The organism is bacterium, from assembly GCA_004322275.1.
Lineage (GTDB): Bacteria > Desulfobacterota > Deferrisomatia > Deferrisomatales > BM512 > SCTA01.
This window is the reverse complement of record SCTA01000018.1, coordinates 47,149-60,428: the sequence shown is the minus strand read 5'-3', so window position 1 is coordinate 60,428 and position 13,280 is coordinate 47,149. Positions and strand designations below refer to the sequence as shown.

At 60.2% G+C, this 13,280-nt stretch carries 14 protein-coding genes; all 14 read left to right on the top strand.

Annotation, left to right across the window (positions count from 1 at the left end; translation table 11 throughout):
• Positions 1-32 precede the first annotated feature (32 nt).
• The 14 genes from EPN96_05730 (at position 33) to groL (ending at position 13,088) form a co-directional block, all read left to right on the top strand.
• Positions 33-908, top strand: coding sequence for a dihydropteroate synthase (locus EPN96_05730; protein TAL17392.1), 876 nt, complete (start codon positions 33-35; stop codon positions 906-908).
• Positions 909-1,164: 256 nt separating this feature from the next.
• Entirely contained in the window at positions 1,165-1,950 is a 786-nt protein-coding gene (locus EPN96_05725) for an IclR family transcriptional regulator (GenBank protein ID TAL17324.1), read from the top strand.
• A gap of 377 nt (positions 1,951-2,327) precedes the next feature.
• A complete protein-coding gene (locus EPN96_05720) occupies positions 2,328-2,852 on the top strand; it encodes a cupin domain-containing protein (protein ID TAL17391.1) in 525 nt (174 codons plus the stop codon).
• A 14-nt stretch (positions 2,853-2,866) separates the two neighbouring features.
• Complete coding sequence (locus EPN96_05715) at positions 2,867-3,067, top strand: hypothetical protein (protein TAL17323.1); 201 nt, start codon at positions 2,867-2,869, stop codon at positions 3,065-3,067.
• 64 nt (positions 3,068-3,131) lie between these two features.
• Positions 3,132-5,063 (top strand): pyruvate carboxylase subunit B, encoded by a 1,932-nt coding sequence (locus EPN96_05710; protein ID TAL17322.1) that lies wholly within the window; start codon positions 3,132-3,134, stop codon positions 5,061-5,063.
• Positions 5,064-5,106: 43 nt separating this feature from the next.
• The gene (locus tag EPN96_05705) at positions 5,107-6,651 is read left to right on the top strand and encodes a methylmalonyl-CoA carboxyltransferase (GenBank protein ID TAL17390.1); all 1,545 of its coding nucleotides are present in this window, start codon (positions 5,107-5,109) and stop codon (positions 6,649-6,651) included.
• Positions 6,652-6,773: 122 nt separating this feature from the next.
• Positions 6,774-8,438, top strand: a complete 1,665-nt coding sequence (locus EPN96_05700; GenBank protein ID TAL17321.1) for a methylmalonyl-CoA mutase — start codon at positions 6,774-6,776, stop codon at positions 8,436-8,438.
• Between the two features lie 16 nt (positions 8,439-8,454).
• On the top strand, positions 8,455-8,847 hold the full coding sequence (locus tag EPN96_05695) for a cobalamin B12-binding domain-containing protein (GenBank protein TAL17320.1): 393 nt from the start codon (positions 8,455-8,457) through the stop codon (positions 8,845-8,847).
• 9 nt (positions 8,848-8,856) lie between these two features.
• Positions 8,857-9,270 (top strand): methylmalonyl-CoA epimerase, encoded by a 414-nt coding sequence (gene mce / locus EPN96_05690; protein ID TAL17319.1) that lies wholly within the window; start codon positions 8,857-8,859, stop codon positions 9,268-9,270.
• A gap of 8 nt (positions 9,271-9,278) precedes the next feature.
• Positions 9,279-9,998 carry a 7-cyano-7-deazaguanine synthase QueC gene (gene queC / locus EPN96_05685; GenBank protein ID TAL17318.1) on the top strand — a complete coding sequence of 240 codons (720 nt, stop codon included), beginning with the start codon at positions 9,279-9,281 and terminating at the stop codon, positions 9,996-9,998.
• A 169-nt stretch (positions 9,999-10,167) separates the two neighbouring features.
• Positions 10,168-10,446 (top strand): DUF507 family protein, encoded by a 279-nt coding sequence (locus tag EPN96_05680; protein TAL17317.1) that lies wholly within the window; start codon positions 10,168-10,170, stop codon positions 10,444-10,446.
• Positions 10,443-10,715: a DUF507 family protein gene (locus tag EPN96_05675; protein TAL17316.1), complete on the top strand. Its 273-nt coding sequence runs from the start codon at positions 10,443-10,445 to the stop codon at positions 10,713-10,715. Before EPN96_05680 ends, EPN96_05675 begins: the two co-directional genes overlap by 4 nt.
• Before the next feature lie 401 nt (positions 10,716-11,116).
• On the top strand, positions 11,117-11,404 hold the full coding sequence (locus EPN96_05670; GenBank protein TAL17315.1) for a co-chaperone GroES: 288 nt from the start codon (positions 11,117-11,119) through the stop codon (positions 11,402-11,404).
• 46 nt (positions 11,405-11,450) lie between these two features.
• Positions 11,451-13,088 (top strand): chaperonin GroEL, encoded by a 1,638-nt coding sequence (groL, locus tag EPN96_05665; GenBank protein ID TAL17314.1) that lies wholly within the window; start codon positions 11,451-11,453, stop codon positions 13,086-13,088.
• The last annotated feature ends 192 nt before the right edge of the window (positions 13,089-13,280 follow it).

Genomic DNA, 13,280 nt, shown 5'->3' with positions numbered 1-13,280 from the left:
AAAAACCTTATCCGTGGAGGAAATCCATGAAAATTTGTACAATCGCCGAATCTATCAACATAATGTCCAAGACGATAGGGCCGGCCATTCGCGAACGTGAAAAGGGGCCCATCCAGAAGATGGCCGCCGAAGAACTCGCCGCCGGTTCCGACATCATCGACCTGAACCTCGGACCCGCCCGCAAGGCCGGCGACGAGATGATGGCGTGGCTCGTCAACGTCGTCCAGGAAGTAAAGAAGGACGTACGCCTGGCCCTCGACACCACCAACTCCGTCGCCATCGCCGCCGGCCTCAAGGTCTGCAACGAGCGCGCCATCGTCAACTCCGTCTCGGCCCACCCGACGAGCCTTGCGGAGAGAATTCCCCTGATCAAGCAGTTCGACGCCGATTTCGTCGCCCTGACCATGAGCGAAGAGGGAATTCCGCGCGACGCCAACGAGCGCGCCGTCGCCCTCTCCACCATCATGGCCGCCGCCGAAGAAGCCGGAATCCCCAACGAGCGCTACTGGGTTGACCCGATCGTCCTGCCGGTCTCCGTAGACATCGGCCAGGTCAAGTCCTACATGGAGTTTCTGCCGATGGTGCCCGCGATCGTTCCCGGCGCGACCAACACCTGCGGCCTCTCCAACGTCTCCAACGGCGCCCCCGACCACCTGCGTCCCATACTGAACCAGGTCTACCTCATGATGCTCTACACCCTCGGTCAGGAGTCGGCCATCGTCGACGCCTACGACAAGAACATGATGGACCTTTGCCAGGGCAAGAGGGCCGCTGAAGTCGAAATGATCAGAAAGCTGATGAACGGCGAAGCCGTCACCGCCACCACCGACGCCGAGAAGGTGACCCTCAAGACCTTCCGCGTCCTCAACGGCGACGTCCTCTACAGCCACTCCTGGCTCGAAGACTGACAAGCCTCTTTTTTCGCATGAAAACGGGCGCGGGCGGTTAAATCCCCCGCGCCCATTTTCTTTTCCGGCAAGTTACGGGTATTCTCTCCTTGACATAAATACAACGCAGTTTGCATTATTAAAAGGATTTACCGGGATTCCCCCTCAAGCGGGGCGTGGGTTCCGATGAAACCCGATTTCAGGAGGGCGCCGCCGCCGCTACGGGGCGGCCTGGAAACCCTCAAAGATTTGTGCGAAGTTCAGTGAGAGGTGGAAAGTGGGAAAGCGAAAGAAGTCCAGCTACATAATCCAGTCGGTCATGAACGCTCTGGATCTGCTGGAGGAGTTCAGGGGAGACGAGACGGAGCTTGGCGTGACCGAGCTCTCAAAGAGGCTGAATCTCCATAAAAACAATGTTTTCAGGATACTCGCGACCCTGGAGAGCCGGGGCTACATGGAGCAGAACAAGCTCACCGGCAACTACAGGCTCGGCCTTCGCGTCCTGGAGCTCGGCCAGGTCTTCATAAAGCACATGGGGCTCCTCAAAATGGCCCGCCCGATACTTCGGGAGATCGTGGAGCGCTCCAACGAAACGGCGTACCTCGGCCTCATCCGGGAAAACCGCGTCGTCTACGTGGACGTGGTGGAAGCCACCCGCCCGGTGCGCGTCGTCTCGCGGGTAGGGGTTGGGCTGCCGGTCTACGCCTCCGCCGTCGGAAAAGTCCAGATCGCTTACGAGTCGGCGGACGAAATCGAATCGGTTCTCGAAGGCACCCTCAGCCCCTTCACGGAACACACGATAATCGACAAGGAAATCCTCAAGGAACATCTCAAGATAATCCAGAAGCAGGGCTACGCTCTCGACGACGAAGAATACGACGAGGGCATACGCTGCGTGGCTGTGCCGGTGCACGACTACACCAGAAGAGTGATAGCCGGACTGTCCATTTCGGGACCCGCCTACAGATTTACCGACGAAAGGCTTGAAAAGGAGTTGATCCCGCTGGCGCTCGACGCGGGACGCCGCCTCTCCGAGCGGCTCGGGTTCGACCTGTCGCTCTAGGGTCCGGACTTTGCCCGCCGGAAGAGGGCGTTCGTTTATGAATCGCCCGTAAAACCGGGTTATTTCCGGTTTTTCTCCCCTGAGTCCCGGCGTCGGCTAACTTTACGCCTTTTGTGCAAATTTGAGTGAAGGTCCCGCCAGGCCGCCCAGGCGAGCGGCTTTAACGCCGCTAAATACGTTTTATCTGGGCTAAATAATTCTTGACCCTTACTTTAATAAAGCCTAAAATTGTTTCCTCCTGAAAGGTTTTGAAGAAAACCGAAATTGGAGTTTTAGCATTGAGCCAGAATACTGAACGCGGGCAAAAAAGGCGGTCCTCCGAGGAAAACGTAGAGGAATTCGCCATCGGGGCAAAGATCAAGGCGCTCCGCACCGCCATGAAAAAAACCCTTCAGGAAGTGGCGAACGAGACCGGATTTTCCCCTGCGCTGATATCGCAGATAGAGAACAACAACGTCTCGCCGCCCATAGCCACTCTCGCCAGGATAGCCAAGGTGCTTGGCGTACGGGTCGGCTACTTCTTCCGCGACGAGGGGCCGGATTGCGTTTACGAGGTTTTGCGCGCCCACGACAGGCCGATAATCTCCAAGGTCATATCGTCAACGGGCGGCAGCCACGGCTACATTTACCACGCCCTGACGCACAAAAAGCGCGACAAGCTCATGGAGCCCTTCGTGCTCACCGTCACTCCGGGCATGCGCGAAGACGAGGAACTCTACTCCCACGAGGGCGAGGAGTTTTTACTGGTCATGGAGGGCGAGGCCGAGATACTGCTCAACAACGAGAGAATAATTCTCGGAGAAGGCGATTCGGTCTACTTTGAATCGACGATGAAACACCGCCTCCTTTGCAGGGGAACCAAAGAGGCGAAGGTTCTGGCGGTGCTTTGCAGGGGAAACTGACGGGGAGAGCGCAATTGGACAGAGCGAAAAAGAAAAAAATCGCGGCCTCCATCGCCGCGATAATGCATTACGAATCCGGGTTTGCCGCCGCGCCCGCCGAGGCCGAAAGACCTCCCGTCGCGCAGCTTCCCCCGGCCTTCTGGGGCGTGGCCGGCCGTCAGGACCAGATGTCCATGCGCGCCTTCTGGCAGCGGAGGCTGGTCAAATCCTGGTAGTCGCCCGCTTTTAAAAAAAATCAAACCCGGCAAGATTCAAGTTCTACTATAAAGGAGCCGCCAAATGGCCAAAAAGGCGAAGAATCCGCTAAAAATCACCGACTTGACCTTTCGTGACGGACACCAGTCGCTCTTCGCGACGAGGATGCGCACCGAGGATATCGAAGCCATCGCCGAGACGGCGGGCAAGGCCGGGTATCACGCAATGGAGGTGTGGGGCGGGGCGACCTACGACACCATGCACCGTTTCCTTGGCGAAGACCCCTGGAAAAGGCCGAAAATCCTCCGGAAGCACGTTCCCAAACAGGTCAAGTTCCAGATGCTCCTTCGCGGCCAGAACCTCGTCGGGTACAGAAACTACGCCGACGATGTAGCCAACGCCTTCGTGGACGAGTCCTGCGAAGCCGGTATCGAAATCTTCCGCATCTTCGACGCCCTCAACGACGAGCGCAACTTCGAGACCGCCGCAAAGGCCGTCAAACGCAACAAGATGCACTTTCAGGCCGCGCTCTCCTTCACTCTCATCGGGAAAAGGGTGGGCGGCGACATCTTCACCCAGGATTACTGGGTCAAAAAGGCCAAAAATTTCGCGCAGATGGGAGCGGATTCCATCTGCATAAAGGACATGGCGGGGCTCCTTTCGCCCGACGACGCCTTTGATCTCGTCAAGGCGCTCAAGAAGGCGGTGCCCCTACCCATCGAGCTGCACTGCCATTCCACCTCAGGTCTCGCGGAGTACACCTTCCAGAAGGCTATAGAGGCCGGTGTGGACATCATCGACACCTGCTCGGCCCCCTTCGCCAACCGCACCAGCCACCCCGCCGTCGAGCCGATAGTCGCCATGCTTCAGGGCACCGACCGCGACACGGGAATAGATTTTTCCAAGCTCGAAGAGATCTCCGAATACCTCGAAACCATTGCGCCCAAGTACAAGCACCTGCTCGACACCACCCGCCTCGCGGTGGTCGATATCGGCGTTCTGCTCCACCAGGTGCCGGGCGGCATGCTCTCCAACCTCGTCAACCAGCTCCGCCAGGCGGGAGCCGAAGACAAGCTCAGTCTCGTTTTTGAAGAGCTTCCCCGCGTGAGAAAAGACCTCGGCTATCCTCCCCTCGTCACTCCCACCAGCCAGATAGTCGGAGTGCAGGCCGTTCAGAACGTCCTCTTCGGCGCGCCGGGGGGCACCCTCGCGCAGCGCTACAAGATGATCTCCGCGCAGGTCAAGGACTATTGCTACGGTCTTTACGGCGCTCCTCCCGGAGAGGTGAATGCGGAACTTCGCGCCCTCGCCCTCAAGGGCTACCCCCGAGGCGAGAAGCCGATAACCACCCGTCCCGCCGACATCCTCGAACCCGAGCTGGCGAAGGCCAAGGAAGAGATCGGGGAACTCGCGAAGGACCGCAAGGACCTTCTCCTCTACACCCTCTTCCCGACGACCGGCAAAAAATTTCTCGCCGTCCGCGCGGGCAAGGAAGCGCCTCCCGCCGAGTGGAAGGCCAAGACCCTCGAAGAGGCCAAAGCCGAGGACGAGCTGGTCCGCAAGGCCCTCGCCGGAGAGCTGGCCGAGAAGAAGGAACCCCCGAAGGTGAGCGAGAACGCCCGCACCTATCAGGTCTATGTGGACGGCGAGCACTTCGAGGTTGCCGTCGAGGGCGAGCCCGGCTGCGCCCCGGCGGTGACCTCGGTCGCCCCCGTCAAGAGCGCCCCGGTCGCGGCCCCCGCCGCTCCCAAGGCGACCACTCCCGCCAAGGCTGCTCCTCCCAGGGCCGCCGCCCCCGCCGGAGCCGGTTCTCTTACCGCTCCCATGCCGGGCATGATCGTCGATTACAGGGTCAAGGATGGCGATCAGGTGAAGGCCGGAGACGTCGTCGTCATCCTCGAGGCGATGAAGATGGAAAACAGCCTCGAAGCGCCGGTCGGCGGCACGGTCAAAGAGATCTACTTCAAGAAGGGCGACACGGTCTCCAAGGACGCGGTGCTTCTCACCATAGGCTAGCAGGCAACCAAAATTTATCAGTGAGGAGGCGCTTATGGCGACCCTGCAGGAAAAATTCGACCTTCTGGCGAAAAAGAACGCCGACGCCGAGGCCGGAGGCGGCCCGGACCGCGTGGCGAAGCACCACGCCAAGGGCAAGCTGACGGCGCGGGAGCGGCTCGATCGCTTCTTCGACGCGGGCACCTTCGTCGAGGTGGACAAGTTCATAACCCACCAGTGCAAGAACTTCGGGATGGAAAAGCAGGTTTACCTCGGCGACGGAGTCATCACCGGCTTCGGCAGGGTGAACGGACGGTTTGTCTACGCCTACGCGCAGGATTTCAACGTCATAGGCGGCTCGATGTCGCTGACGATGGCCAAAAAGATCTGCAAGGTGATGGACATGGCGCTCAAGAACGGCGCGCCCTTCGTCGGTTTCAACGATTCCGGGGGAGCGCGCATTCAGGAAGGCGTCGGAAGCCTCGCGGGCTACGCCGACATCTTCCACAGAAACGTAATGAGCTCCGGCGTCATTCCGCAGATATCCGCCATAATCGGCACCTGCGCGGGCGGCGCGGTTTACAGCCCGGCGCTCACCGACTTCATCTACATGGTCGAGGGCGGGAGCCACATGTTCATCACCGGGCCCAAGGTCATCAAGTCCGTCACCAACGAAGACGTGACGATGGACGACCTCGGCGGCGCGATGGTTCACAACCGCACCTCCGGCGTCGCCCACTTCACTTCCGTAAACGACGAGGACTGCATCGACCAGATAAAGTTCCTCCTCGGTTTTCTGCCCTCGAACAACCTCGAAGACCCGCCCTTCGTCCCCGGCGGCGACCCGGCGAACCGGAAACTCACCTCGATAAACGCCGCCGTGCCGCCAACCCCCAACCAGGGGTACGACATGAAGACCATAATAAACGCGATGGTCGACGACGGCGTCTTTTACGACGTACACGCCCATTACGCGCCCAACATCATCGTCGGTTTCGCGAGGATGGGGGGCCACGCGGTCGGCATCGTCGCCAACCAGCCGATGCACCTAGCCGGTTGCCTCGACTGCGACGCCTCCATGAAGGGCGCGCGCTTCGTGCGCTTCTGCGACGCTTTCAACATCCCCATCATCACCCTCGAAGACGTGCCGGGCTACCTCCCCGGCATCGATCAGGAGTACAAGGGGATAATCAAGCACGGCGCGAAGCTCATCTACGCCTACTCCGAGGCCACCGTCCCCAAGATTACCGTCATCACGAGGAAGGCTTACGGCGGCGCATACTGCGTCATGAGCTCCAAGCACCTTCGCGGCGACCTGAACCTGGCCTTCCCCACGGCGGAGATCGCCGTCATGGGGCCGCAGGGAGCGGTGGACGTAATCTTCGCCAAGGAGATCGGGGCCGCCGAGGACAAGAAGGCCGCGAGGCAGCAGAAGATCGACGAGTACTCGGCGCAGTTTGCGAACCCCTATCAGGCCGCCGAGCTCGGGTACATCGATGAAGTCATAATGCCGGAGGATACGCGCATCCGCATTATTCAGGGGCTGGAGGCGCTTAAGACGAAGCGCGACACCAACCCCCCGAGAAAGCACGGCAACATTCCGCTGTAAAGCCGGAAGCGGAGGACTCCCCCTTTTAGGGGCCCGTACGCGGCGCACACAATTTTGAAGCCCGTCAGGTGAGAAGAATAAGACCTGGATACTTTGAGCCATAAACTTTCTTGGAGAAGAAGATGAGCCGGGACGAAATTAAGGCGAAATTCGACAAGTGGGAGCAGGAGCCCATAGCAAAGACCCTGTCGAAGACACCTGAACGCAAGGAAGTCTTCCTTACCACCTCCGGCAACGAGATGAAGAGGGCCTTCACCCCCCTCGACATTAAAGAAGAGGACGAGCTTCAGGCCGAGCTGGGGCTTCCGGGCGAGTATCCCTTCACTCGGGGCGTCCAGCCGAACATGTACCGCGGCCGCTTCTGGACGATGCGCCAGTACGCCGGTTTCGGCACCGCCGAGCAGACCAACGAGCGCTACAAATACCTGCTCGCGCAGGGGCAGACAGGCCTCAGCGTAGCTTTCGACCTCCCGACCCAGATCGGTTACGATTCCGACCACGGGCTGGCCGAGGGCGAGGTCGGCAAGGTGGGCGTCGCGGTGGACAGCCTTCGTGACGTGGAGATACTTTTCGACGGCATCCCGCTCGACAAGGTCTCCACCTCCATGACTATAAACTCCCCCGCCGCCGTCCTCTTCGCCATGTACCTCGCGGTGGCGGAAAAGCAGGGCGTCCCGCTGGACAAGCTCACCGGGACCATACAGAACGACCTTCTCAAGGAGTACATCGCGCGCGGGACCTATATCTTCCCGCCCACTCCTTCCTTGAAGATAATCACCGACATAATGGCTTACTCCAAAGAGCACGTGCCGCAGTGGAACACCATCTCCATCTCCGGCTACCACATCCGCGAAGCGGGCTCCTCGGCGGTGCAGGAAGTCGCCTTCACCCTCGCCAACGGCATCACCTACGTGCAGGCGGCGCTTGACGCCGGGCTGGACGTTGACGAGTTCGCCGGGCGTCTCAGCTTTTTCTTCAACTGCCACAACAACCTCCTTGAGGAGGTTGCGAAGTTCCGCGCCGCGAGGCGCATGTGGGCTAAGATAATGAAGGATAAGTTCAAGGCCAAGAGCGCCCGCTCGATGATGCTTCGCTTCCACACCCAGACGGCGGGGTGCTCGCTCACCGCGCAGCAGCCCGACAACAACATCGTCCGCGTAACCATACAGGCGCTCGCGGCGGTCCTCGGCGGCACCCAGTCCCTCCACACCAACTCCCGCGACGAGGCCCTCTGCCTCCCGACCGAGGAGGCGGTGCGCATCGCCCTTCGCACCCAGCAGGTTATAGCCTGCGAGTCCGGCGTCGCCGACACCGTAGACCCCTTCGCCGGTTCCTACGCCGTCGAGGCTCTCACCGACGAGATCGAGAAGAAGGCTTTCGAGTACATAGGCAAGATAGAGAGCATCGGCGGAGTCGTCAGGGCGATAGAGGCGGGCTACATCCAGAAGGAGATAGCCGATTCCGCCTACCAGTACCAGCGCTCCATCGAAACCGGCGACCAGGTGGTCGTGGGCGTCAACCGCTTCTCGGTCAAGGAGGAGCCGATGAAGAACCTCCTTCGCGTAGACAAGGCCGTCGAGGAGTTCCAGAAGGGCAAGACCGCCGCAGTCCGCGCCGAAAGAAACGCGAAGGCCACCGCCGATTCCCTTGAAAAGCTGCGCAAGACCGCGATCGACGGCGGCAACGTCGTCGCCCCCATCTTCGAGGCGGTAAAAACTTACGCGACCCTCGGAGAGATTTGCGATACACTTCGCGGCGTCTACGGCGAATACACCGAAGCCGGTTAAGGCAGGAGGAAAGAAAATGCAAAAGAAGATACGAGTCCTCATAGCCAAGCCCGGCCTCGACGGACACGACCGCGGCGCGAAGGTTGTCGCCAGAGCCCTTCGCGACGCCGGAATGGAAGTAATCTATACCGGGATACGGCAGACCCCCGAGTCGATAGTCACCGCCGCCGTTCAGGAAGACGTGGACGTTATCGGCCTTAGTTGCCTTTCTGGCGCTCACAACGTCCTCTTCCCCAAGGTCGCGGAAGGGCTAAGGGCCAAGGGTAAATCCGACGCTCTCCTCTTCGGGGGCGGGATCATCCCCCTCGAAGACATCCCCGGCCTCAAGGCCGCCGGTTTCGCGGAGATATTCCTCCCCGGCACCGACACCGGATCCGTGGTAAACTTCATCAATGAAAACGTAAAGTAGGAGGGGGTCATGTCCAGCCCGAGAAAGATAAATCACATCGGCATCGCGGTTCACGACATCGAAGCCGCCGCGAAGTTCTACACTGAAAACCTCGGCCTTTCCCTCGGCGGAATCGAGGAAGTGGCCGATCAGAAGGTAAAGGTCGCCTTCCTGCCCGTCGGCGAAGTCCGTCTGGAACTCCTCCAGCCGACCAGCCCCGAATCAGCGGTGGCGAAGTTCCTCGAAAAGAACGGCCCCGGCTTTCACCACGTCGCCTACGAGGTCGCCGACGTAACGGCAGAGGTCGAAAGACTCAAGGCCGAAGGGGTGAAGATGGTTGACGAGAAGCCCCGCAAGGGCGCTCACGACTCCCTCATCGCCTTTATCCACCCGAAGGCCTCCGGCGGCCTTCTCACTGAAATAGTACAGCCCGCCCACGGGTGAGAGATTTGATGAAAGATAAGAGTTCTACCCTTGCGGCGGGCCAGAGGCCCGCCGTGATTCTTTTGAGCGGCGGGCTCGATTCCGCCACCACCCTCGCCATAGCCAGAAAAAAGGGGTTTGTCTGCCACGCCCTCAGCTTCCGCTACGGCCAGCGCCACCACGTTGAGCTCGCCGCCTCGAAGAGAATCGCCGAAACTTTCGGCTGCGCCTCCCACGTGACGGTGGACCTTGACCTCGGGGCCCTGGCTCCCTCCGCCCTCACCGGCCAGAGCGAAGTTCCGAAGCGTGGGGGGGTCGAGGAGATAGGCGAGAAGATACCCTCCACCTACGTCCCGGCGAGAAACATCATATTTCTCTCCTTCGCGGCGGCGCGCGCCGAGGGTGTCGGAGCGAGGGATATCTTTATCGGCGTAAACGCTGTAGACTACTCCGGGTACCCCGATTGCAGGCCGAAGTTCCTCAGCGCCTTTGAAAAAGCGCTCAACGCGGGCACGAGAACCGGCGTCGAGGAGGGCTCCTTCACCATTCACGCCCCCCTGATACGGCTCTCGAAAGCCGAAATAATCAAAAAAGGGCTCGGACTCGGGGTGGACTACTCCCTCACCCGCTCCTGCTACGACCCGGACACGGAGGGAAGGGGCTGCGGCAACTGCGAAAGCTGCCTGCTTAGGCTTAAAGGCTTTTCGGAGGCGGGAAGAACGGACCCGGCCCCTTATCGAGGCCGTTGAAAACTGTTGCGAGCCCCGTTTTCTTCGTCGCGTGCTCGCTCGGGCGCTCGCCTAACACCCGGTTATGTCTCGCTTCTCGCTGCGCGTCTCCTTGAAACCGGGGCTTCTCACGACGTTTTCAGACAGCCTCGATTCTAATGTTTGAAATGCTGGTGCTTGAAATGGAGAGATATTGATACCTGCGGGAACGATTAGGAACATCGCCGAAAGGTCCGCCGACAAGCTTCTGAAGTACGGAGCCGTGCGCGGCGACCGCGCGGTGATAGTCCACGCGGTAGAAAGAGCGCTGACCGAGGAGCTCGATGTCGAAAAACGCCTCCGGGAAGAGGCGGACAAGATACTCGAAGCCCACATGAAGGAAGCCCGGAGCGCGAAGGCCGACCTCGGAGCGCTCAGGGACAAGATTCTGAGAAAACTCGCCGAGGATAGGGGAGTGGTTCTGAAATGACCCCCAGCGACGAAAAGGTGCTGGCGATGATGAACCGCGCCGTAAGGGCGCTGGGAAAAGAGAAGGGCGTCACCCTCCTCGACCACGATCTGGCCAGAAGGGCGCTCCGCGAATCCCTGGCCGAAGGCCTCGCCGAGATCGACGACATCCATGAAAAAGCCAAAGAGAAAATCCGCTCGTTATCCCGCAAAGTAGCCTCCGGCACCCGCGAGTGGGACGAGCTCTTCGCCAGATACGTGGACGAGGAGCGTCGCCGCAGGGGGCTATAGTGTCCTGTGCGGCTAGTCACTTCCTGTATGGACGCCGCTTCATCCCGATCCGCTTTGTCGTTCGTCGCCCGAATACGGCCGGGTATTCGGTCTCCTCACTTCGCGCGGTCCCCGGCCCGCTTTCCCGGATACCGCAGGAGACTGAAATGGCTGAAACGCCGATTGAGCAACCTTCTCAGGCAGCCGCCGGGCGGGGCCGGATCGGGCGAATCGACGCCCATAATGACGGAAGCCACTAACCGCACAGGACACCAGTCTGTTCTTTTCATTTTAGACCGAAAAAAATATCCAAAACCGCTTGACGAGACCCGTTGCCGTGATTATCTTCCCCGGCAACAGGGGCATGTTCGTCCCCGAACAATAAAACCCATTCCATAGAAGTCACCAAGGAGGAATTTGAAATGAAAATCCGTCCCCTTCAGGATCGCGTAATCGTAAAGCGCCTCGAAGAAGAAAACAAAACCGCCAGCGGTCTCATCATCCCCGATACCGCCAAGGAAAAGCCCCAGAGAGGCGAGATCGTCGCCGCCGGGCCCGGCAAGAAGGACGACAAGGGCAAGCTCATTCCCCTCGACGTAAAGGCGAAGGACAAGGTCCTCTTCTCCAAGTACGCGGGCACCGAGATTAAAATCGGCGGCGAGGAGCTCCTCATCATGCGCGAAGACGACATCATGGGCATCATCGACTAATCAGGCTTTCAAATATTAAATTTCAGATATCAGGAGGTATCGAATAATGGCCGCCAAGGAAATCAAGTACTCCCAGGACGCCCGCGCCCTGACCCTCAAGGGCGTAGACGCTCTCGCCAACGCAGTCAAGGTGACCTTGGGCCCCAAGGGCCGCAACGTCATCATCGAAAAGAGCTGGGGGAGCCCCCTCGTCACCAAGGACGGCGTCACCGTCGCCAAGGAGATCGAGCTTGAGAACAAGTTCGAGAACATGGGCGCCCAGATGGTCAAGGAAGTCGCTTCCAAGACCTCCGACGTAGCGGGCGACGGCACCACCACCGCCACCGTCCTCGCCCAGGCTATCTTCCGCGAAGGCTCCCGCCTCGTGGCCGCCGGGCACGACCCGATGGACATCAAGCGCGGCATCGATGCGGCCGTCACCGTCTGCGTGAACCGCCTCCACCGTATGTCCAAGGAAGTAAAGACCCAGAACGAGATCGCGCAGGTCGGCACCATCTCCGCCAACAACGACCGCACCATCGGCGACATCATCGCGAACGCGATGGACAAGGTCGGCAAGGAAGGCGTCATCACCGTCGAAGAGGCCAAGGGCATGGAGACCACTCTGGACGTGGTCGAGGGCATGCAGTTCGACCGCGGCTACCTCAGCCCCTACTTCATCACCAACCCCGACAAGATGGTCGCCGAGCTCAAGGATCCCTTCATTCTCATCAACGAAGGCAAGATCAGCTCGATGAAGCAGCTTCTGCCCGTCCTCGAAAAGGTCGTCAACACCGGCAAGCCGATCGTAATCGTCGCCGAGGACCTCGAAGGCGAAGCGCTGGCCACCCTCGTCGTCAACAGGCTGCGCGGCACACTTAACGTCGCCGCCGTCAAGGCTCCGGGCTTCGGCGACCGCAGGAAGGCGATGCTTCAGGATATCGCCATCCTCACCGGCGGCCAGGTCATCAGCGAAGAGCTCGGCTTCAAGCTCGAAAACGTCACCCTCGCCGAGCTCGGCACCTCAAAGCTTGTCCGCATCGACAAGGACAACACCACCATCATCGACGGTGCCGGCGCCAAGGCCGACATCGATTCCCGCGTCAAGCAGATCCGCGCCCAGATCGAGGAGACCACCTCCGATTACGACCGCGAGAAGCTCCAGGAGCGCCTCGCCAAGCTGGTCGGAGGCGTGGCCGTCATCAACGTCGGCGCTTTCACCGAAGCCGAGATGAAAGAGAAGAAGGCCAGAGTCGAGGACGCCCTCCACGCCACCCGCGCGGCGGTTGAGGAAGGCATCGTCCCCGGCGGCGGCGTCGCTCTTTTGCGCTGCATCGCCGACGTCGACAAGCTGCGCCTCAGCGAAGGCCAGAAGGTCGGCGCGCGCATCGTCGCCAAGGCTCTCGAAGAGCCCCTCCGCCAGATCGTCAAGAACGCCGGCGGCGAGCCCTCCGTGGTCGTCAACGACGTACGCAGCAGGGCAAATGCGATGGGCTTCGACGCCTACAACGGCAAGTACGTCAACATGCTCCGCTCCGGCATCATCGACCCCACCAAGGTCACCCGCACCGCGCTTCAGAACGCGGCCAGCGTCGCCGGTCTCCTCCTCACCACGGAGGCGATGGTCGCCGAAATCCCGAAGAAGGACGAAGGCCACGGCGCTCCCGACATGGGCGGCATGGGCGGAATGGGCGGCATGATGTAATAAATCCCTCGCCAGGGATTTGCTGAACACCAAAAGCCCGCGGGTTAATCCTCGCGGGCTTTTTTCTTGCCGGGAATATTACTCTGAGCAATCATAGGACTAACCGGCTTCCTCTTTCGGCGAAGGGCTGCGTCGTTTCTCGGGCGCGAGTCTCGGCGTATTCACGATACTGCCTTCGACATCGCGCCCTTC